Source organism: Magnetospirillum sp. SS-4 (assembly GCF_902729425.1).
Classification (GTDB): domain Bacteria; phylum Pseudomonadota; class Alphaproteobacteria; order Rhodospirillales; family Magnetospirillaceae; genus Phaeospirillum.
The window spans coordinates 1-19522 of sequence record NZ_CACVCH010000057.1 but is presented as its reverse complement, the minus strand read 5'-3'; the positions used below and the strand labels follow the sequence as shown (position 1 = coordinate 19522).

Annotated in this window: 18 protein-coding genes and 2 tRNA genes; 11 read left to right on the top strand and 9 right to left on the bottom strand. The window is 65.8% G+C overall.

The window, feature by feature from the left end; all coding sequences use genetic code 11:
- Nucleotides 1–8 precede the first annotated feature (8 nt).
- Genes MTBSS4_RS10280 through MTBSS4_RS10270 form a run of 3 tightly spaced genes read right to left on the bottom strand, consistent with a single transcriptional unit; the run spans nt 9 to nt 2291 of the window.
- Nucleotides 9–1319: an ATP-binding protein gene (locus tag MTBSS4_RS10280; protein ID WP_173983316.1), complete on the bottom strand. Its 1311-nt coding sequence runs from the start codon at nt 1317–1319 to the stop codon at nt 9–11.
- The gene (locus tag MTBSS4_RS10275; protein ID WP_173983315.1) at nt 1309–1980 is read right to left on the bottom strand and encodes a response regulator transcription factor; all 672 of its coding nucleotides are present in this window, start codon (nt 1978–1980) and stop codon (nt 1309–1311) included. The genes MTBSS4_RS10280 and MTBSS4_RS10275 overlap by 11 nt, the downstream gene beginning before the upstream one ends.
- The gene (locus MTBSS4_RS10270) at nt 1977–2291 is read right to left on the bottom strand and encodes a PepSY domain-containing protein (protein ID WP_254432480.1); all 315 of its coding nucleotides are present in this window, start codon (nt 2289–2291) and stop codon (nt 1977–1979) included. The genes MTBSS4_RS10275 and MTBSS4_RS10270 overlap by 4 nt, the downstream gene beginning before the upstream one ends.
- Before the next feature lie 117 nt (nt 2292–2408).
- Here MTBSS4_RS10270 and MTBSS4_RS10265 point away from each other — a divergent pair, with 117 nt between their 5' ends.
- The 3 genes from MTBSS4_RS10265 to MTBSS4_RS10255 are packed head-to-tail and all read left to right on the top strand — an operon-like array spanning nt 2409 to nt 3834.
- Entirely contained in the window at nt 2409–2549 is a 141-nt protein-coding gene (locus MTBSS4_RS10265; RefSeq protein WP_173983314.1) for a hypothetical protein, read from the top strand.
- Nucleotides 2546–3367 carry a DUF1924 domain-containing protein gene (locus MTBSS4_RS10260; RefSeq protein WP_173983313.1) on the top strand — a complete coding sequence of 274 codons (822 nt, stop codon included), beginning with the start codon at nt 2546–2548 and terminating at the stop codon, nt 3365–3367. The genes MTBSS4_RS10265 and MTBSS4_RS10260 overlap by 4 nt, the downstream gene beginning before the upstream one ends.
- 2 nt (nt 3368–3369) lie before the next feature.
- Complete coding sequence (locus tag MTBSS4_RS10255; RefSeq protein WP_254432479.1) at nt 3370–3834, top strand: diheme cytochrome c; 465 nt, start codon at nt 3370–3372, stop codon at nt 3832–3834.
- On the opposite strand, the gene MTBSS4_RS10250 is transcribed toward MTBSS4_RS10255, so the two are convergent.
- The 5 genes from MTBSS4_RS10250 to MTBSS4_RS10230 form a co-directional block, all read right to left on the bottom strand.
- Entirely contained in the window at nt 3822–5753 is a 1932-nt protein-coding gene (locus MTBSS4_RS10250; RefSeq protein WP_173983312.1) for a diguanylate cyclase, read from the bottom strand. The two genes, MTBSS4_RS10255 and MTBSS4_RS10250, sit on opposite strands and share 13 nt — an antisense overlap.
- A gap of 23 nt (nt 5754–5776) precedes the next feature.
- Nucleotides 5777–8440, bottom strand: a complete 2664-nt coding sequence (locus MTBSS4_RS10245; RefSeq protein WP_173983311.1) for a valine--tRNA ligase — start codon at nt 8438–8440, stop codon at nt 5777–5779.
- 111 nt (nt 8441–8551) lie between these two features.
- On the bottom strand, nt 8552–9277 hold the full coding sequence (locus MTBSS4_RS10240; RefSeq protein WP_254432478.1) for a DUF2497 domain-containing protein: 726 nt from the start codon (nt 9275–9277) through the stop codon (nt 8552–8554).
- A gap of 144 nt (nt 9278–9421) precedes the next feature.
- Nucleotides 9422–10798 carry a TolC family outer membrane protein gene (locus MTBSS4_RS10235; RefSeq protein ID WP_173983310.1) on the bottom strand — a complete coding sequence of 459 codons (1377 nt, stop codon included), beginning with the start codon at nt 10796–10798 and terminating at the stop codon, nt 9422–9424.
- Between the two features lie 110 nt (nt 10799–10908).
- The gene (locus MTBSS4_RS10230; protein ID WP_173983309.1) at nt 10909–11562 is read right to left on the bottom strand and encodes a protein-L-isoaspartate O-methyltransferase; all 654 of its coding nucleotides are present in this window, start codon (nt 11560–11562) and stop codon (nt 10909–10911) included.
- 195 nt (nt 11563–11757) lie between these two features.
- On the opposite strand from MTBSS4_RS10230, the gene MTBSS4_RS10225 reads away from it, so the two are divergent.
- The 5 genes from MTBSS4_RS10225 (at nt 11758) to MTBSS4_RS10205 (ending at nt 14532) form a co-directional block, all read left to right on the top strand.
- Nucleotides 11758–11831, top strand: a tRNA-Cys gene (locus MTBSS4_RS10225).
- Nucleotides 11832–11903: 72 nt separating this feature from the next.
- Nucleotides 11904–11978 (top strand) — tRNA-Asn (locus MTBSS4_RS10220).
- A 317-nt stretch (nt 11979–12295) separates the two neighbouring features.
- Nucleotides 12296–13522 carry a hypothetical protein gene (locus MTBSS4_RS10215; RefSeq protein WP_254432477.1) on the top strand — a complete coding sequence of 409 codons (1227 nt, stop codon included), beginning with the start codon at nt 12296–12298 and terminating at the stop codon, nt 13520–13522.
- Between the two features lie 3 nt (nt 13523–13525).
- On the top strand, nt 13526–13990 hold the full coding sequence (locus MTBSS4_RS10210; protein WP_173983307.1) for a VOC family protein: 465 nt from the start codon (nt 13526–13528) through the stop codon (nt 13988–13990).
- A 44-nt stretch (nt 13991–14034) separates the two neighbouring features.
- A complete protein-coding gene (locus MTBSS4_RS10205) occupies nt 14035–14532 on the top strand; it encodes an O-acetyl-ADP-ribose deacetylase (RefSeq protein WP_173983306.1) in 498 nt (165 codons plus the stop codon).
- A gap of 361 nt (nt 14533–14893) precedes the next feature.
- Here the strand turns inward: MTBSS4_RS10205 and MTBSS4_RS10200 are convergent, their stop codons facing one another.
- Nucleotides 14894–15781 carry a restriction endonuclease gene (locus tag MTBSS4_RS10200; RefSeq protein WP_217425530.1) on the bottom strand — a complete coding sequence of 296 codons (888 nt, stop codon included), beginning with the start codon at nt 15779–15781 and terminating at the stop codon, nt 14894–14896.
- A 369-nt stretch (nt 15782–16150) separates the two neighbouring features.
- Here MTBSS4_RS10200 and MTBSS4_RS10195 point away from each other — a divergent pair, with 369 nt between their 5' ends.
- From MTBSS4_RS10195 to MTBSS4_RS10185, 3 genes are read left to right on the top strand one after another with little or no spacing between them, the layout of a single operon-like run.
- Nucleotides 16151–16756 (top strand): restriction endonuclease subunit S, encoded by a 606-nt coding sequence (locus MTBSS4_RS10195; protein ID WP_173983304.1) that lies wholly within the window; start codon nt 16151–16153, stop codon nt 16754–16756.
- On the top strand, nt 16753–18270 hold the full coding sequence (locus tag MTBSS4_RS10190; protein WP_173983303.1) for a type I restriction-modification system subunit M: 1518 nt from the start codon (nt 16753–16755) through the stop codon (nt 18268–18270). The genes MTBSS4_RS10195 and MTBSS4_RS10190 overlap by 4 nt, the downstream gene beginning before the upstream one ends.
- The gene (locus MTBSS4_RS10185; protein WP_173983302.1) at nt 18267–19382 is read left to right on the top strand and encodes a virulence RhuM family protein; all 1116 of its coding nucleotides are present in this window, start codon (nt 18267–18269) and stop codon (nt 19380–19382) included. Before MTBSS4_RS10190 ends, MTBSS4_RS10185 begins: the two co-directional genes overlap by 4 nt.
- The last annotated feature ends 140 nt before the right edge of the window (nt 19383–19522 follow it).

The window sequence follows — 19522 nt, the reverse complement described above, 5'->3', positions numbered from 1 at the left end:
GGAATACCCTACCGGCCGACCTCCACCCGCAGGCCGCCAAGCCCGGACCGGCTGAAATCGAGGGAAAGTCCCAGCAATCCGCACAGATCGGCGACAATGGACAGGCCCAGACCGGAACCAGGGGCGCTTTCATCCAGCCTGGCCCCCCGCCGCACCGCAGCGTTCGCCTGATCCGGCGACAGGCCGGGACCGTCGTCCTCCACGACGATGACGGCTGCGCGGGCGGTGACCAGCACCCGCCCGGCGGCCCATTTGCAGGCGTTGTCCATCAGGTTGCCGAGAATTTCGGCCAGATCGTCGCGGCTGCCGGCGAACAAGGCGTCGGCGGCGCAATCGACCTCGATCGCCAGCCCCCGCCCGGCATGAATGCGGCGCAGCGCGGCGGCGATTTCACCGGCCACCTCGGCCACCGCCACCCGGTCGCCCAGCCCCTCGGCCGGGGCCGCCTGGGCGCGGGCGCGGCCAAGATGGATATCCACCATCCGGCCGAGCCGCCGCAATTGCTCGACCAGGACCGCCCGGTCGGGCTTCGGGCTCGACAGTTCCACCTCCAGCACCGCCAGCGGCGTCTTGAGGCCGTGGGCCAGATTGCCGACATGGGTGCGGGCGCGCTCGATCAGGCGGGCGTCATGGTCGAGGACTTCGTTCATGGCCCCGACCAGGGGGGCCACCTCGGCGGGATAATCGCCCTTGATCCGCCCGCCCCGCCGCCTGAGGCCGTCCAGTTCGCCGGCAAGACGCCCCAGCGGCCGCAATCCATAGCCCACCTGCAAGGCCACCGCCGCCATCAGGCCCAATCCCAGCCCCCCCAGCGATACGGCCAGCAGCAGGTCGAAGCGTCCGACCTCGGCATCGATCTCGGCCCGGCTGGCGGCGATAGCCACATGCACCAAACGGCCGTCGTCGCCCGTCACGATGTCGCGCTCCACCACCTCCAGCGCCTCGCCGCGCGGTCCGGTCTCGCCGCGCGCGTGCAGGGCGCCGGGAATGGCGGCATGGGACACCGGCAGGGCGAAATCCCACAGCGAGCGCGACCGCACCCTGACCTCAGCACCGTCGGAAATCTGCCAGTACCAACCGGAATAGGGCTGCTCGAAACGGGGATCGCCCACCGGCCGAATCACGTCGACCGCGCCGTCGGACCCCACTTCCATGGCCGCCGTCAGCGAACGCAGATGGGCGCCCAGCCGCTCGCGGAAACCATGCAGCGCCGAATCGCGGAAGGCATGGCCCAGCACCGCGCCGCCTGCCGCCAGCGCCAGCGCCAGCCACAGGCCGGCACCCAGGATCAGGCGCCGCCGGAGCGAGTCAGCCGGCATTTGCGGGCGGTTCCATGCGCCAGCCCTGGCCGCGCAGGGTGTGGATGACCTCGGCCTTCAGCTTGCGGCGGATGCGGGCCACCAGAACGTCCAGCACGTTGGATTCCGGATCGGCGTTGCGGTCGTAGACATGCTCGACCAGTTCGCCTCGCCCGACCACTCGTCCCTGGTGATGGGCGAGATAGGACAGGATGCGGAATTCCTGGGCGGTCAGGGCGACCGCCATGCCGTCCACCGCAACGCGGCCGCCATTGGTGTCGATGCGCACCGGCCCGCAGACGATCTCGGGCGAGGCATGGCCGGCGGCGCGGCGGATCAGGGCGCGGATGCGGGTGACGACCTCGTCCATCTCGAACGGCTTGGTGACGTAATCATCGGCGCCGGCGGCGAAGGCGGCCGATTTGTCGGCCCAGCGGCCGCGCGCCGTCAGCACCAGCACCGGCATTGCCCGCCCCGCCTCGCGCCAGCGCCCCAGCACGCTGATGCCGTCCAGCTTGGGCAGGCCCAGGTCCAGCACCACCGCGTCATAGGATTCGGTATCGCCGAGGAAGCAGCCTTCCTCGCCGTCATAGGCGGTGTCGACGGCGAAGCCCGCCGCCTCCAGCGCCTGCTGCAACCGCAATGTCAGCTGCGGTTCGTCCTCGACCACCAGCACCCTCATCGATGCTTCTCCCGCACCAGCAGCTTGCGGCCGTCGCGGGCGTCGTAATGCAGCTTCAGCAGCCGGCCGTCGCGGGTCACCATCTTGATCTCGTAGATGGGATGGCCGCGCTTGCGTTCCAGTTCGGCCTCGACCATCTCGCCGTCATATTCCGAACCGACCCGTTCGAGAATGGCCGACAACGGCAGTATCTCGCCGCTCTGCACCGCCCGGCGGACCCAGTCGTGATCGTGATCGCCGCCGGCCCCGGCGGCGGTGGCGGCGGGAAGCAGGAAAAGAGCGGCCAGAAGGGCGAAGGCAAGTCTTGTCATGGAATCCAGCCTGCTCTCCTCACCATGAACGGCCAATGAACCGGCGCGTCACCACCGGTTCAGCCGGCGTCCACCATGATCCCTCCTGTGACAGCAACCCACAAGAGGAGAACCGACATGTTCGGCCGCATGATCCTGCAAGGCGTGGTCGCGACCCTGATCGTCGCCGCCCTGTCCTCGGTCTACGCCGCCTCGGCCCAGCATCCGCCGACATTCCAGGAACGGAGCGCCGGCCACCACGGGGAGGATCGCCGATGACGCCGCGCTCCACCCCCGCCAGATGGGAATTCCTGGCCCTGCGCCTGTGGCACGCCGCCCTGGCCGGCGGCTTCGTGGTGGCCTATGTCACCGCCGACGAGGACACCTACAACATGCATGTTTTCTCCGGCTATTGGGTGGTCACCGCCCTGGCGCTGCGTCTGGCCATGGCCCTGGCCGGCTCGGACAGGGGGCCGCTCGGCCTGCCCCGCCCCAGTCTTGCCGCCATCCGCGACAAGCTGGCGGGAAAGCCCGGCCGCAATCCACTGTTCGTCTGGATGGCCGCCCTGCTGCTGCCGGCCCTGGCGCTGGGCGGGCTGAGCGGCATCGTCGCCGATCTTCTGCCCATCGCCGAGGACCTGCACGAAGGGCTCGCCGAAGCCGGCCTGTGGCTGGCGCTGGCCCACGCCGCGATCATCGCCTGGATATTCCAGGGCCGCCGCATCCGCGAGGTCCTGGCTGGCAGGCTGGCGCGGGCCTCGCTGCTGGCGCTGCTCGCCGTCCTTGGCGCCGCCCGGGTCCAGGCCGGCGAAGTCTTCTCGGCCGAACGCGGCGAGGCGCTGTACCGCTCGGTGAACGCCGCCAGCCCGGATTTCCCGTCCTGCGCCACCTGCCACACCGCCGACCCCACCCGGCCGGGCCGTCACGCCAAGACCGGCCGCGCCATCCTGCCCATGGCGGTCTCGGCCAACCCCAAGCGCTTCACCGATGCCGCCAAGGTCGAAGAACGCTTCGAACGCGACTGCAAGACCGTGCTGGGCCGCGCCTGCACCGCCCAGGAAAAGGGCGACTACATCACCTTCCTGAGGGGAAAATAGCCATGAACGCCATCAACCGACTGCTTCTCGCCCTTGGCCTTGCCGTCACCGCCCTGCCCGCCTCGGCCGATTCGGTCCGCCCCGTCACCGATCCCCTCACGCTTCAGGCCTGCGGCGAATGCCACATGGCGTTCCAGCCCGCCTTCCTGCCGGCGCGGTCGTGGACCAGGATGATGGACGGCCTTGCCGACCACTTCGGCGACAACGCCGCCATGGCCGCCGACAAGGCCGCCCATGTCCGCAAGGTGTTGGTGGACGGCGCCGCAGACACCGGCGGCGGCAAGGTCGGCGCCAAGGTGATGCGCCGCCTGGGACCGGACGCCACCCCTTTGCGCATCACCGAAACTCCCGGCTTCCTGCGCAAGCACCGGCTGCCGGCCAGCGAGTGGGCCAGGCCGGAGGTGGTGACCAAGTCCAACTGCCCCGCCTGCCATGTCCGCGCCGAGAAGGGCGATTACGAGGACTGATCAGAAGACGGCCTGATCTCGCCGGCGAAGCGGAAACCGTTCTTGCCCTGGCGCTTGACCGCGTACATGGCTTCGTCGGCCAGCTTGAGCAGTCCCTCGCCGCTTTCGGAATCGTCGGGAAAGATGGCGATGCCGATGGAGCCTTGGATTTGGGCGTCGCCGCCGTCGAGCGGATAGGGCCGCGACAGCTGTTCCAGGATCTTGCCGGCAACGATGGTCGGGTCCTGGCGGCCGCGGACTCCTTGCAAGATGACCACGAACTCGTCGCCGGCCAACCGCGCCAGGGTGTCGCTGCCGCGCATGCATTCCGACAGCCGCACGGCGGTCTGCTGCAACAGCACGTCGCCGGCGGCATGCCCCAGGGTGTCGTTGACCTGCTTGAAGCCATCGAGATCGAGAAACATCAGGGCGAAGCCCTTGGCCTCGCGCCGGGCCTGCCTGACCGCCTGGGCCAGGCGGTCCAGGAACAGCGAACGGTTGGGCAGGCCGGTCAGGGCGTCGTAATTGGCCTGACGCCAGACGCGCGCCTCATCCTCCTTGCGGTGGGTGATGTCGGTGAAGACGGCGACATAGTGGGTGACGGCGCCGACGGCATCCCGAATCATGGTGATGGATAGCCACTCGGCGAAGAACTCGCCCGACTTGCGACGGTTCCACACCTCGCCCGACCAATTGCCGGTACGACGCAGCTTTGCCCACATGGCGTTGTAGAAATCCTGGTCGTGACGGCCGGAACTGAGGAATTTTGGATTCGAGCCCAGCACGTCGTCGCGGCTGTATTCGGTGATGTTGGAAAAGGCCGGATTGACGAAGATGATCTTGTTCTGGGAATCGGTGATCACCACACCTTCCGACACGTTTTCCAGAACCTTGGCGGCCAGCAGGATCTGCTGCTCGGCCAGCTTGCGTTCAGTGATGTCGTAGATCCAGGCCAGATTGACCGGCTCGCGCTGGAAGTGGGTGGAACGGATGGTCAGCAGGCTCCAGAAGGCCTCGCCGTTCCTGCGCCGGAATTCGACCTCGGCGTCGTCGATGAGACCGTCGCGGCGCAGACTGTTCAGCACCGCCTCGCGCTGGGCTTTGTCCACGTAATGATCGCGGGCGATCGACCCGATGAACTCCTCCCTGGGCATGCCGAGGATTTCGGTGAAGCGGGTGTTGGCGAACACCACCTTGCCGTCGCTCCGCCGCGAGGCCGAAACGCCCATGGGGCTTTCCTCCAGGATGCGCCACAGCCGTTCCTCGCTTTCGCGCAGATCCTGGGCCGAGCGGAACCGCTCCGAGATATCCTGGCGCAGCCGCCGCACCATCGGCCGGAACACGCCGAACGCCGACAGGATCAGCGTCCCCAACCCCACCGCCAGACTGACGGCCTGCAACAGCATCAGCCGGTCGGTCATGGTCTGGGCATGGCGCTGCAAGCGAATGGTCACTTCGTCCAGCCGGTCCAGCAGCGGCTGGGAGGCGGCCGCCGAAATGGCCAGCAGATCGATGTCGATGGCGGCGATGGGCGGCCGGCGCCTCACCAGGTCGCGGCCGTGGGCGATAAAGGCGCGCATGTCGGCGTCCAGGCGCCACGGCGCGTCGAAGAAGATCGGCACCACGTCGGCGGGAAGCCGGTCGAACAGCAGGCGGACGTGGCTCTCCTCCAACTGGTCGAGGCCGGCGACCAGCATGCGGGCCGTCTCGTCATGGCGGCCGGGACCAGCCAGGGCCAGACGGTTGGCGGCGAAGGCCACGCGCTCGACCAGCATGCGCTGACGGCCGGCGACGTTGATCCGCTCGCCGCTGCCGTCCAGTTCGCCGATCACCCGGGTCAGGCCGACGAAGGACACCAGCGCGACAAAGCCCAGCACCGCCAGCACGGCGATGTAGCGTATCGTCAGATCCCTCGTGACCCGCTCGCCGAGGTCGGCCATTCCCATCCCGTCAGTTTCAGCCCTCAGGCGCCGGACAGACGCTCCAACGCTTCCTTCAGTTTGGCCATCGAATCCGACCAGTCGGCCCGGCGCTCACGCTGCTCGGCCACCACCTCCTCCGGCGCCCGGGCCAGGAAGTCGGCATTGCCCAGCTTCTTGTCCACCTTGGCGATCTCGCCCTCCAGACGGGCGATTTCCTTGGCCAGCCGCGAACGTTCCTTGTCCACGTCGATGACGTCGCCCAGCGGCATCACCAGGGTCGCCTCGTCCACCACCATCTGGGCGGCGCCGTGCGACGACGCCTGTGCCAGACGCTCGGCCCCGGCCTGGGGCTCGAAGCCCGCCAGCCGCGCCAGCCGCCGGATCAGATCGGCATGGGTGACGGCCCAACCGCGCTTGACCTCGGAAAGGCCGGCCACCAGCAAGTCGACCTGGGCGGCGGGCGGCACGTTCATCTCGGAACGCACGGCGCGCACCGCCGAGATGACGCGAACCACCCAATCCATCTCGTTCTCGGCCGCCGCCGCCGCCAGCCCGTCCAGTTGCGGCCATGGCCGCAGCATCAGCATGCCGTCGCGCCGCCCCAACTGCCCCCACAATTCCTCGGTGATGAACGGCATCAGCGGATGCAGGATGTGCAGGATCTGGTCCAGGACCCAGGCGGCGGTGGCACGGGTCTCGGCCTTGGCGGCCTCGTCGGTTCCATTGAATATGGGTTTGGCGAATTCCAGATACCAGTCGCAGAAGCCGCCCCACACGAAGTGATAGGCGCCCAGCGCGGCGGCGTCGTAGCGGTAGTTGCCGATGGCGGCGCCGACCTTGTCGGCGGTCTCGGCGGTCTTGGCGACGATCCAGCGGTTGACGGTTTCCTTGACCGATCCGGGATCGAAGCCGGCCACCGGACGGCACTCGTTCATCTGGCAGAACCGCGCCGCGTTCCACAGCTTGGTGGCGAAGTTGCGATAGCCCTCGACCCGGCTTTCCGCCAGCTTGACGTCGCGGCCCTGCGCCGCCAGCGCCGCCAGGGTGAAGCGCAGGGCGTCGCAGCCGTATTTGTCGATCAGTTCCAGCGGATCGATGATGTTGCCCTTGGACTTCGACATCTTCTGGCCCTTCTCGTCGCGGACCAGGGCGTGGATGTAGATGTCCTTGAACGGCACGTCGCCCATGAAATGGATGCCCATCATCATCATGCGGGCGACCCAGAAGAAGATGATGTCGAAGCCGGTCACCAGCACGTCGCCGGGATAGTAGCGCGCCAGTTCGGGGGTCTGTTCCGGCCAGCCGAGCGTCGAGAACGGCCACAGCGCCGACGAGAACCAGGTGTCCAGCACGTCGGAATCGCGGGTCAGGTCCACGTCCCGGCCATAATGGGCGCGGGCGGCGGCGGCGGCCTCGGCCTCGGTCTCCTCGACGAAGAATTTCCCGTCGGGGCCGTACCACGCCGGCACCTGATGGCCCCACCAGATCTGGCGCGAGATGCACCACGGCTGGATGTTGCGCATCCATTCATAATAGGTGTTTTCCCAATGCCTGGGCACGAAGCGGGTCTTGCCGGTCTCCACCGCCTCGATGGCCGGCTTGGCCAGGGTGGCGGCGTCGACGAACCACTGGTCGGTCAGCCAGGGCTCGATCACCACGCCGGAGCGGTCGCCATAGGGCACCATGTGGGTGTGGGGCTCGATCTTCTCCAGCAGTCCCAGGGCCTCGAATTCGGCCACCACCTTCTTGCGGGCGTCGTAGCGGTCCAGCCCGCGATACCCCTCGGGCACCGCGTCGTTGGCGCGGGCATCGCGGTCGAAGATGTTGATCAGGGGCAAGCCGTGGCGCGAACCCACCTGGAAGTCGTTGAAGTCATGCGCCGGGGTGATCTTGACCGCGCCGGTGCCCTTGGCCGGATCGGAATATTCGTCGGCGACGATGGGAATCAGGCGGTCGCAGATGGGCAGCCGCACCATCTTTCCCACCAGAGCGGCGAAACGCTCGTCCTCGGGATGGACCGCCACCGCCGAATCGCCCAGCATGGTCTCCGGCCGGGTGGTCGCGACCGTGATGAAGACGCCGGGCATCCCGTCCACCGGATATTTCAGGTGCCACATGTGGCCCTTGACCTCGCGCTGCTCCACTTCCAGGTCGGAAATGGCGGTGTGCAGCTTGGGGTCCCAGTTGACCAGACGCTGGGCGCGGTAGATCAGCCCCTGGCGGTGCAGGGTGACGAACACCTTGCGGACGGCGGCCGACAGCCCCTCGTCCATGGTGAAGCGCTCCTTGGCCCAGTCGGGCGAGGCGCCCAGGCGGCGCAGCTGGCGGGTGATGGTGCCGCCCGATTCCGCCTTCCACTCCCACACCCGCTTGATGAAGTCCTCGCGCCCCAGGTCGTGGCGGGTGACCTTCCGGGCCTCCAGCTGACGCTCCACCACCATCTGGGTGGCGATGCCGGCATGGTCGGTGCCGGGCTGCCACAGGGCGTCGCGGCCGGTCATGCGGCGATAGCGGATCAGCACGTCCTGAAGGGTGAAGGTGAGCGCATGCCCCATGTGCAGGCTGCCGGTCACGTTGGGCGGCGGCATCATGATGGTGTAAGGCTGGCGGTTCGAGACGGTGTCGGCGGCAAAGGCGCCGGCCTGCTCCCAAAGCTCGTAGTGCCTCGGCTCGACCTCGGCGGGACGATAGGTCTTATCCAGCATGACGAATGACTCGCGGTCTCAGGGTGGTGAAAACGGAACGGGTGAAGCGATGATAAACGGAAGGGGCGGCCCGGTCCGCCGAGCCGCCCCCCAGATACGACACGGCCGGGACTAATAGTCTTCCGACCGGTTTACCATTCTCTCGATCTCTTTCTTGACGATGCGTTCGATCATGTAGGGCAGGTTCTGGTCCAGCCATTCCTTCAGGATCGGACGCAACAGCTCGTTGACCAAGTCCTCCAGGGTCACGGCGCTGTTGCCGAGGCCGAACGACTTCTGGCGGACGATCTCGCGCGCCAGATTGGACAGCAGCGACGCACCGTGATCGATACTGGGTGGCGACATCAGGGCGTCGTCGTCCGCCGGGCGGGGACGACGCGGCGGCGGCGGCGGCTCGTAATCGTCGATGACGCGGCTGGCCGTCACCACCGGCGGCGGATCGGGATCGAAATCGCCGAGATCGGCCTTGAAATCGTTGATGTCGAAGGCGGGCTCGGGCTCGGCCTCCTCCATCACCATGTCCTCGGTCAGTTCGAGGATGTCATCCTCGGGCTCCGGCTCCGGAGCGAGGAAGGGTTCGGGTTCGGGTTCGGGTTCAGGCTCCGGTTCGGGTTCCGGGGCGGGAGCCGGGGAATCGAACAGGGAATCGATATCGTCCTGGGCAAAGCTCGGCGCCGGCTCCGGCTCTGGTTCCGGCATGGGCATGGGCTCCGGCTCCGGCGGCGGAGGCTCGGGGGCCTTGGGCTTGTCCTCGGCCTCATCCTCCGACAGAATCCGCCGGATCGAAGCGAGGATATCCTCCATGGATGGTTCTTGCTGGGCCTTGTCTTCGCTCATGTCACGGCTATTCTGTCTGCCTGCGCCCGAGAAGGGGTCCTGCCGCGATGGTGACGCACGGCCGGTAACAAATCGTTAAAATTTGAACCCCGCCAAAGAGAAAATGGATCAGTCGAGCGGCTGGAACCACATCCTCCCATATTTCTACTCGTATCCTTTCTCCATGTCGATGCCGTTGCCGATCCATTTGCCACGAACATCATCATAGTGCTTGGCGGGATCATAAACAGGGACGGGAAGATTGAGCCCCTGCGCCGTCATGAGGCCGACGGCGGACTTGACCTGGAAGGCGGCGGCGAGAACGTCGCGCTGCGCCTTGGTAAGGTTGACGCGGGCGTCGAACAGCTCCTGCTCGGCGTTAAGCACGTCGAGCACGGTGCGCGACCCCACCCCGGCCTCCTCGCGCACGCCGGCGAGGGCAAGCTCCGAGGCCTTGATCTGCGCCTCGTAGGCCTTGGCCTGGGCACGGGCGGCCTGAAGGTTCTCCCACGCCTTGGTTGCGGTCTCGACGGTATCGCGCCGCGCCTGATCGGCCTCGATGCGGCGCTGGCCGGCGGTATGCTTGGAGGCCCGGACCCGCGAATAGGTGGCGCCGCCCTCGTACAGCGGCACCGTCAGATTCAACAGCACCTCGCGGTCGATGGTCCCGGACGTCATGGTCGACATCTGAATCGTCCGGCTCAGTTCCCCCGACAGCGACAGAGTCGGCAGCAATTCGCCGAACACAAGGTCGACGCCGTCACGGGCGGCGGCCAGGGTGTGATCGGCCGAGACCACGCTGGGATTGCGGGCCAGGGCGACGGCGGTCACCTCGTCAAGGGTGGCCGGCAATCCCTGCGGCATGTCGGGCTGCACCGGCGATTGCGGTGCATGGCCGACATTGTTGATGTAATTGGCCCGGGAGCTGTGCAGGTTGCCCTCGGCGGCGACGCGCTCGGCGATGGCCTTGGACAGGCGCGCTTCGGCCTGGCTGACGTCGGTGCGGGTCAGTTCGCCCACCCTGAAGCGTTCCTGCGTCGCCTCCAGCTGCTTGCGCAGGACCTGCTCGTTATTGATGCTGAGCTTGACCACCTCGGCGTCGCGCACCACGTTGAGATAGGCGGTGGCGGCGTTCAGCAGCACCGTCTGCTCGGTGGCGGTCAGTTGCGAGCGCTCGGCCATCACGGTGTTGTCGGCCTGCGACGTGGCGGCGAGCGTACGGCCGCCGCGATAGAGCGGCTGGGTGACGGTGATGGCGCCCGTGCGGGGGGTCCTGGCCTGCTGATACTTGCTGTAGGCGTTGTTGGTGTAGTTGCCGCGCCCGATGGAGCCGGTCATGGAAACGGTGGGACGCCAGTTGGACAGCGCCTGGGGAACCGCCTCGTCGGCGGAGCGGAGCTTGGCCCGGCGAGCCTGAAGAGTGGGATTGGACTGATAGGCGGAGGACAAGACCTCCTCCAGACTCTCGGCCGAAGCCGGAGCACCGTTGATTCCCACGGCGACAACCACGGCGCCGGCCAGCAAAAAGCCCGCCTTCCTCATCTGACACCTCTTATTACGCAACGTCGGGCGCCCCCCCGCTCCGAAGCGATTATTCAAACGATCAGGAACATTAGCCCTTGGCCGGGGAAGATCAAGGACTATTCCTGCCGTCACAACCCGAAGCGCGGCGGCGGCTCCAGACCGGGAAGAAACGGCGTCGCGGCGTCGAACAGCGTCCGCCGGCCGAACGAATCGCCGGAACGGACGACCAGGGTGACCCGCCCGCCCCCGGCGCCGCCGGACACCACCGCCACCAGCCGGCCGCCATCGGCCAGCTGACGGACGATTCCCGCAGGAATCTCCGACACCGCGCCCACGAACACGATCGCGTCGTAGGGAGCCTGGGCGGCGTAGCCGTCGGCCAGCGCGCCCTTGACCACGGCGACGGTGTCGCATCCCATTTCGGCCAGGGCGGCTCCCCCGCGATTGGCCAGATCGGAATCGCATTCCAGCAGGACGACGGTGCTGGCCAGCCGGGACAGGACCGCGCCGGCCCAGCCGGTGGCGTCGCCGATGGCGAGAACCACGTCGGCGGGACGCACCCCCGCCCCTTGCAGCAGCCGCGCCAGCACCAGCGGCTCGACCATGACGCGCCCGCCTCCGATGGGAATATCCTCGTCCAGATAGGCCAGCCCGCGAAGCTGACGCGGCAGGAACGGTTCCCTGGGAATGGCCTCCAGGGCGGCGATCAGGCGCGGGTCGCTGATCCGGTTGGTGCGAATCTGGCTTTCGACCATGTTGCAGCGAGCCGCGGCGAAATCCATGACCTGTCTCCCCCTCCGGATGGATTTTCCGTCCGGCGCCGGTTTCCGATCGGAGGCCGGCCACCTGGAAGAATTTATAGTCGCCGGCCGGCGTGAAAACAATGCCACAGGACGTCAAACCACGGCTTGACCGGAAACCGATCAGCGCGTATAAGCACGGTCCTCACGTCGGCCCCCGGCCGAATGGGCCGGTCAGGCCGGGTGGCAGAGTGGCTATGCAGCGGACTGCAAATCCGCGTACGTCGGTTCAATTCCGGCCTCGGCCTCCACCGACCCAGGACTTGGGGATACGTGAGGAGACAGAATTCTTCGGCGCGCCGCACCGCTAGGGCCGCCGATGATCCGGGGTAGCTCAGCGGTAGAGCAGCCGGCTGTTAACCGGCTGGTCGGGGGTTCGAATCCCTCCCCCGGAGCCAATCAGGCCCAGGAAAGCGCAGACCCCTGCGAGTTCCTGGGCCTTTTTCCATCATGGATCGGGAGACATCGTCACTCGGCGTCACGATTCCGTCGGATCGTGCTTGCGCGTCCTGCCGATCATGAGCTATCCCAATGAGATAGGGAGTGGGCACGGTCGCGTCCGCGGCTGGCCGGACGAGCAAGGAAAGGGACGGCCCAGAAGGGCCGCAAGAGCCGGATGAGCGAATCCGATCCGCGCGCGGGGACGAAGACCTTCGAAGCGAAGGTTGCAAGCCTCATCGCGGCCACTCGTCATCTCGAAATCCCGCATATCCTGATGCTGCGGCGCCTGACCATGCGCGACCCCGAGGCGCGCAAGTGGGCCACCGAGAAGCAGCTCAACGTCGTGTTCTCGGTCATCCTGACCAAGACCGTCGAGCGCTATGGCATCGGCAAGCTGAAAGCCGCCCGCGAACGCAACTTCGAACCGCTGCTGCCCCCCGACCCCGCCGGCCGCGACGAGGACCTGCGCGTCATCGGCGACATCGCCTCCCAATTGCTGGGACCGCCCCAGATGAGCGAGGCGGAAAGCACCCAGGCCGGCTTTCATGCCCTGCTGGCCAGGGGGGCGGCGGCGCCGCCGCCCCGGACCACCCGCACCCAGCCGCCCACCCGCGAGCCGCCGCCCCTGTTCGCCGCCCAGTTGGGACCGTCCAGCGACAAGGGACTGTCGGCGGCGCGGCGCATGGCCCAGTTGCAGCAGGCGGCCGAGGACAACAGCGAAAAGCCCCAGGTCACCTTCACCGATTTCGCCACCCTGCTCGACGACACCATCTGCGCCTATGTCGAGAAGACCCTGGGGATTTTCCGCATCACCGGCCCGTCGCGCGGCATCCGCCTGCCCTTCCTGCTGGCGCCGGAATTCGGACAGGTCTACCGCGAGATCCTCCAGAAATACATCCTGCCGCAAATGCGGGCCACCCGGGCCATGCAGGCCCTGGGACAAAGCTACAATTGGGCCGAGGTCGGCGGCGACAAGCTGATCGAGATCATTCAGGGCAGCGAAGTCAACAACCCCATCCTGCACAACTGGGATGCCCGCTGGGCGGCGTTCCGCACTCCCAAGGCGGTCAAGGGCAAGAAGGCGCCGGCCCAGAAGCCCGACGACAATCCCTGGCCGCTGCTGCGCGAGGAGGCCACTCGCTACAATTACGAGCCGCCCACCGAAAGCCACATCATCCTGCTGCAAGACATCATCCGGTTTGAAGCCGACGTGATGGGCAAATGCTGGCGCGAACTCAGCCAGCTCTACACCCAGGAATTCGCCCCCAGCGGCCGCATGGACCAGGCGAGAGAGGGCGCCTTCCGCGACGGCATCATGAAGTGGACCGCCAAGTTGCCCGACTACATCGGCGAGCATCTGGCCATGAAGGCGCATTTCGAGTTCGACCGCCTGGATGGCCCCTGGATGCGCAAGCTGCTCAACAGTTTCGGCAAGAACGATTCCGAGCGGCGGCGCAACGCCCCCTTCCTCACCGACTTCGTCCTGCAACTGGGGGCATAGCCCATGCTGGACCACGTTAACGTCGTGGTGACGGACATGGATCGCTCGGTGGCCTTCTACGCTTCCGTCCTCGGCCTGGCCCCCGTCATGGACCGCCTGCTGTCCGGCGACTGGTTCGAACACGTCACCGGAATCGCCTCGGCCAGGGCCAGGTGCGTCATCCTGGATGCCCCCGGCGGCGGCTGCCGGATCGAGCTTTTGCAGTTCACCGCCCCCGGCGGCCGCGCCGACGCCCCGCCCCCGGCAGCCCGTCCATCGTCCATCGGCCTGCGACACCTCGCCATCCGGGTCGCGGACCTCGATGCCCGCCTGGCCGCCCTCAAGGCCCTGTGCGGCCAGGAGGCGGCGGTGGCCGAGGTGCCCGCGGACATCGTCAGGGGCGGCAAGCGGATGTGCTATGTTCGCGATCCCGACGGCGCCATCGTCGAATTGTGCGAGTACGGCGCCGAACGGCCGGAATTCCGCTGAGAAGACATCCCATGCCCAACCCCAGGACGAGTCCAGATCCCAGGATGAGCATCGTCGAAGGCGACATCACCCGCCTCAGGGTCGACGTCATCGTCAACGCCGCCAATTCATCGCTGCTGGGCGGCGGCGGCGTCGACGGCGCCATTCACCGCGCCGCCGGCCCCGAACTGCTGGAGGAATGCCGCCTGCTGGGGGGCTGTCCCACCGGCGAAGCCAGGATCACTCACGGTTTCCGCCTGCCGGCGAAATGGGTGATACACGCCGTGGGGCCGGTATGGCGCGGCGGCGGGCAGGACGAGGATCATCTGCTGGAATCCTGCTATCGACGATCGCTGGACCTGGCGGTGGAGGCCCATGCCCGAAGCATCGCCTTCAGCGCCATTTCCACCGGCACGTTCGGATTTCCCAAGGACCGCGCCGCCCGCATCGCCGTCGCCACCGTCGACGGCTTTCTTGCCGCCAGCCGCAAGCTGGACAAGGTGGTGTTCTGCTGCTTCGATCCCGACAGCGTCCTGGCGCACCGCGTCGCCATGGGCCATTAGGGCGGTTCCGAGACAGGCTGAGCCATTGACCATCCGTTCCGCAGCCGGACTCCAGCCAACATCAGCAAAAGCCAGGAAAAGGTCAACAGCTTTTCGCACCGTAACTCATTGAATTACTTGCGGCTTCAAAACCAGTATCTTTCTGGCGCGGTCAACATATACAGGCAATAAACGGCGCAGATCCTGGAGATTCCGCCCAAGGCTCTTTGCGTCAGAGAATCTATTCTTTGAAGTAATTGGCGGAGGAGAGGCCACCAAGACCGAACCATCTCCGCTACTATGCCCTTCGCGGCAACGCTCTGAAAAAGCGGGTGTCCGCCGATGGTGCCTGAGGGCAAACTTTCCGCAGCCCCAATCCGGCCTATTCCTCCGCGAAGAAGTCTTCGTCGATCCTCTTGAACTCCAGGGTGCGGCTTGGGCGGACGCCTACCGAGTGCTCGACCATCAGCTCCGTCAGCCGTTTGCCGTCTATCAGGATGACACGCTGCGGGATGCGTGAAGCGAATTCGATCGCCTGGGCGGTAAAGGTGGAGGTGGTCACGAACACCCCCTTTGATGCCCCAAGCCCCACCAAGCTTCCCGTAAATGCCTGAACCTCCGGCCGCCCCACGGTCGTCCCCGATCCGTACCGCTTCGCCTGGACATACACGCGGTCGAGGCCCAGGACGTCCTCGTTGATGACGCCGTCCACGCCGCCATCGCCGGAACGGCCCAATTGCTCAGCGGTGTCTCGATGGGAGCCGCCATACCCCATCGCGACCAACAGGTCGACGATGACCCGTTCGAAGAAACTGGGGCTGTTCTGCAGAATGCGGTCCAGAAGCTCGGCGCGCAGGGCTGCGCGAAGCGCGGTGTAGGCGGCTTCTATGACCTCCTCCGGTGTGTCGGCCGGTGCCGTGGTGGCACCCACCTGCCCCTCGGCTTCTTGGCCTTCTCCGCTTCGATAGAATTCCCGGAATGCCGGAAAGGTCAGCAGAAACTGATTGTCCAGCTTCTCCGGCGGGTCGGCCAGGACCTTCCGTCCGGTGTCGGAAATGACGAAGCGGCCGCGCTTGGGGCTCTCAAGTAGGCCGGCCTTGGTCAGATAGAATTTCGCCCAGTGAAGGCGGTTGTGGAGAACGCGCTGCTTGCCGCTGGGAAGCATCAAGGTACGCTCTTCCTCGGTTAGCCCGAAATGCCCCGCGATGGTTTCCTCGGCCAACGGCACGGAGGATTCGCCCTTCGCCGCGACCTCCAGCACCGGCAGCATCAAGGACTGGTAGTCCGGAATAGCCAAAGCGCATCGCCCCCTTGGTCAGAACTTGTAATTCCCCAGGCCATCTCGCCTGTTTCGTGCTCGCGATTATGCCAGAGAGAACTACGCTCCGAAAGGAGGGGCTTTCGGCCCGAAGGCGTCCACCGTCAAAACCTTTGGGTGAGAATGCGGGTCACGTTCGGCGATTCCACGCTATGATGGGCGAAGCGGCTTTTGACGGGCGCCGTCAAAGCCCCGGCCCGAGGGGACGAGGCACACGAGTTTTGCCGTATCGTGCAGTAGGCAAGCCTACAGCGTGAAATTTCGTTGACGCACCCATTTCGGCGACATATTCTCTGTAGCGTGAGTTACAGAGGAATTGCCATGCGCCTCCATGATGTCTGCACCATCCACAGCGGTTTCACCGCCCGGGGCAAGCTGGAGTCCGTCGATGTCGGCGGGGTGCCCGCCATCCAGTTGCGGGACATCTCCGCCGAGGGCGTGGCCGATCCGGATCGCCTTGCGCGGGTGCAGTTGAATGAAGCCGCGGACCGATATTTCGTGCGCGCTGGTGATGTGCTCTTCCGCTCGCGCGGCGAGCGGAACACTGCCTCCGCTCTGGACGTCCGGTTCGTCGAGCCGGCGGTGGCGGTGCTGCCGCTTCTTGTCCTGCGCCCGAAGCGGGATGTTGTGACGCCGGAATATCTGGCCTGGGCGATCAATCAGCCCGCCGCGCAGCGCCACTTCGACGAAGCCGCCTATGGCACCAACATCCGCATGGTGCCGCGATCGAGCCTGGACGAGCTGGAGCTCGACATCCCCGACATCGCCATTCAGCAAAAAATTGTCGCCATCGACGCCCTCGCCGAGCGCGAGCGGAAGCTGAGCATCCTGGCCGCCGAGGGGCGACGGCGACTGACCTGCATGATCCTCGCCGAACGAGCCAAAAGCATGCGCCCCACCGCCGGGCGGGAAAGGAAGACGAAATGACCGATCAACTCACCCAGAACCAGGTCAACCAGACGGCTTGGGCGGCCTGCGATACCTTCCGTGGCGTCGTCGATGCCGGGCAGTACAAGGACTACATCCTGGTGATGTTGTTCCTGAAGTACATCTCGGACCTCTGGAACGACCACGTCGAAAGCTACCGCAAACAGTATGGCGGCGACGAGGCCCGTATCCGCCGCCGGCTGGAGCGCGAACGCTTCGTGCTGCCCGAGGGCACCAGCTTCTATGACCTGCACGAGCAGCGGAACGAGGCCAATATCGGCGAGCGGATCAACATCGCCCTGGAGAAGATCGAGGACTCCAACCGCGCCAAGCTGGAAGGGGTGTTCCGCAACATCGACTTCAATTCCGAGGCCAATCTGGGCCGCGTCAAGGACCGCAACCGCCGCCTCAAGAACATGCTGGAGGACTTCGCCAAGCCCGCGCTCGACCTGCGCCCGTCGCGGGTGACCGAGGACATCATCGGCGAATGCTACATCTACCTCATCTCGCGCTTCGCCTCGGACGCCGGCAAGAAGGCCGGGGAGTTCTACACCCCCGCCGCCGTGTCGCGCCTGCTGGCCAAGCTGGCCGCACCAAAGCCGGGCGACACCATCTGCGATCCGGCCTGCGGATCGGGCTCGCTGCTGATCCGGGCGGCGGAAGAGGTCGGCTCGGACAACTTCGCCCTCTACGGCCAGGAAGTGAACGGCGCCACCTGGGCGCTGGCACGGATGAACATGTTCCTGCACGCCAAGGACGCCGCCCGCATCGAATGGTGCGACACTCTGAACAGCCCGGCTCTGGTCGAGGGTGACCACCTGATGAAATTCGACGTGGTGGTGGCCAATCCCCCCTTCAGCCTGGACAAGTGGGGCGCCGAGGACGCGCCCGCCGACCCGTTCAAGCGGTTCTGGCGCGGCATCCCGCCCAAGTCCAAGGGCGATTACGGCTTCATCACCCACATGGTCGAGATCGCCAAGCGCCAGAGCGGCCGGGTGGCGGTGATCGTGCCCCACGGCGTATTGTTCCGGGGCGGCGCCGAAGGCCGCATCCGTCAGGCCCTGATCGAGGAAAACCTGCTCGATGCCGTGGTCGGGTTGCCGGCCAACCTGTTCACCACCACCGGCATCCCGGTCGCCATTCTGGTCTTCGACCGCTCCCGCGAACAAGGCGGCGCCAACGAGGACCGGCGAGACGTGCTGTTCATCGACGCCAGCAAGGAATTCACGCCGGGCAAGACCCAGAATGTGATGGACGAGCAGCATACGGCCAAGATCCTGGAGACCTACGCCAACCGGGCCGAGATCGACAAGTACTCCCACCTCGCCAGCCCCGACGAGATCGCCGAGAACGACTTCAATCTGAACATCCCGCGCTACGTCGATACCTTCGAGCCGGAGGAGGAAATCGACGTCACCGCCCTGCAAAGGGACATCGACCGGATCGAGGGCGAACTGGCCGAGGTGCGCGGCCGCATGGCGGGGTACCTCAAGGAACTGGGGATTACCGTATGAGCAAGAAGCCCCCTCAGGCAGCAGCCACCGGCCTGACCATCCGCAACAGCACGGCGGAATTCCTGATCTTCACCGCGAGCGCGGGGGAGAACGGCATCGAGGTGCGCTATGAGAATGAGACCATCTGGCTGACGCAAAAGCTGATGGCGGAATTGTTCGACGTCGAACGCTCGGTGATCACCAAGCACCTGAAAAACATATTCAGGGACAACGAGTTGGACGAAAATTCAGTCTGTGCAAATTTTGCACAGACTGCGGCCGACGGTAAAACCTACCAGACGCGGTTCTACAACCTCGACGCCATCATCTCGGTGGGGTACCGGGTCAATTCCCGGCGCGCCACCCAGTTTCGCCAATGGGCGACACGGGTTCTGCGCGAATTTTCCATCAAGGGTTTCGTGCTGGACCGCAAACGGCTGGAGAACGGCAGTTTTCTAGGCGAGGACTACTTCGAACGCTTGCTCGCGGAAATCCGCGAAATCCGCCTCAGCGAGCGGCGGTTTTATCAGAAGGTCACCGACATTTACGCCACCAGTGTCGATTACAACAAGGACGCCCCGACGACGCGGGAATTTTTCGCCAAGGTGCAGAACAAGCTGCATTACGCCATCCATGGCCATACGGCGGCGGAACTGATCAAGCAACGCGCCGACAGCCGCCAAGACCACATGGGGTTGACCAGTTGGGAAAACGCACCCGAAGGCAAAATCCTGAAAACCGACGTGACGGTGGCCAAGAACTATCTGACCGCCGATGAACTGGACAGCCTGGGGCGGATCGTCAACGCCTATCTCGACCTGGCCGAGGATCGCGCCAAACGCAAAATCCCCATGACCATGGAAGATTGGGCCAAGCGCCTGGACCTGTTCATCGAATTCAACGACCGCGACATCCTGGACAATCCGGGCAAGATTAGCGCCCAACTCGCCAAGGATCACGCTTTCAGCGAATTCGAGAAATACCGGATCATTCAGGACCGATTGTTCGAATCCGATTTCGACAAAGAGGTGAAGGCCCTCGCCACCGCCGCCGAGCAGGTGGACGACCTGGCGGAATTGCAGCGCATCGCCGAGGCATCGAAGGGGCGGAAGAAGGGGGGGCGATATGACTAGAATCGAACGCCATGCAGGATCGTGGAACCCGGTTCGATTGGGCGCGCTATTCAAGCTCTCAAGCGGCTCGACCAAGCCGGATGACTTGGCGGATGAACAATGCCATGACCGTCCTTATCCCGTGTATGGGGGGAACGGCA

Excerpts from the sequence above, each read along its gene's own strand:
- MTBSS4_RS10280 (WP_173983316.1), bottom strand. The coding sequence starts at position 1,319 with ATGCCGGCTGACTCGCTCCGGCGGCGCCTGATCCTGGGTGCCGGCCTG.
- MTBSS4_RS10275 (WP_173983315.1), bottom strand. The coding sequence starts at position 1,980 with ATGAGGGTGCTGGTGGTCGAGGACGAACCGCAGCTGACATTGCGGTTG.
- MTBSS4_RS10270 (WP_254432480.1), bottom strand. The coding sequence starts at position 2,291 with ATGACAAGACTTGCCTTCGCCCTTCTGGCCGCTCTTTTCCTGCTTCCC.
- MTBSS4_RS10265 (WP_173983314.1), top strand. The coding sequence starts at position 2,409 with ATGTTCGGCCGCATGATCCTGCAAGGCGTGGTCGCGACCCTGATCGTC.
- MTBSS4_RS10260 (WP_173983313.1), top strand. The coding sequence starts at position 2,546 with ATGACGCCGCGCTCCACCCCCGCCAGATGGGAATTCCTGGCCCTGCGC.
- MTBSS4_RS10255 (WP_254432479.1), top strand. The coding sequence starts at position 3,370 with ATGAACGCCATCAACCGACTGCTTCTCGCCCTTGGCCTTGCCGTCACC.
- MTBSS4_RS10250 (WP_173983312.1), bottom strand. The coding sequence starts at position 5,753 with ATGGCCGACCTCGGCGAGCGGGTCACGAGGGATCTGACGATACGCTAC.
- MTBSS4_RS10245 (WP_173983311.1), bottom strand. The coding sequence starts at position 8,440 with ATGCTGGATAAGACCTATCGTCCCGCCGAGGTCGAGCCGAGGCACTAC.
- MTBSS4_RS10240 (WP_254432478.1), bottom strand. The coding sequence starts at position 9,277 with ATGAGCGAAGACAAGGCCCAGCAAGAACCATCCATGGAGGATATCCTC.
- MTBSS4_RS10235 (WP_173983310.1), bottom strand. The coding sequence starts at position 10,798 with ATGAGGAAGGCGGGCTTTTTGCTGGCCGGCGCCGTGGTTGTCGCCGTG.
- MTBSS4_RS10230 (WP_173983309.1), bottom strand. The coding sequence starts at position 11,562 with ATGGATTTCGCCGCGGCTCGCTGCAACATGGTCGAAAGCCAGATTCGC.
- MTBSS4_RS10215 (WP_254432477.1), top strand. The coding sequence starts at position 12,296 with ATGCTGCGGCGCCTGACCATGCGCGACCCCGAGGCGCGCAAGTGGGCC.
- MTBSS4_RS10210 (WP_173983307.1), top strand. The coding sequence starts at position 13,526 with ATGCTGGACCACGTTAACGTCGTGGTGACGGACATGGATCGCTCGGTG.
- MTBSS4_RS10205 (WP_173983306.1), top strand. The coding sequence starts at position 14,035 with ATGAGCATCGTCGAAGGCGACATCACCCGCCTCAGGGTCGACGTCATC.
- MTBSS4_RS10200 (WP_217425530.1), bottom strand. The coding sequence starts at position 15,781 with ATGCTGCCGGTGCTGGAGGTCGCGGCGAAGGGCGAATCCTCCGTGCCG.
- MTBSS4_RS10195 (WP_173983304.1), top strand. The coding sequence starts at position 16,151 with ATGCGCCTCCATGATGTCTGCACCATCCACAGCGGTTTCACCGCCCGG.
- MTBSS4_RS10190 (WP_173983303.1), top strand. The coding sequence starts at position 16,753 with ATGACCGATCAACTCACCCAGAACCAGGTCAACCAGACGGCTTGGGCG.
- MTBSS4_RS10185 (WP_173983302.1), top strand. The coding sequence starts at position 18,267 with ATGAGCAAGAAGCCCCCTCAGGCAGCAGCCACCGGCCTGACCATCCGC.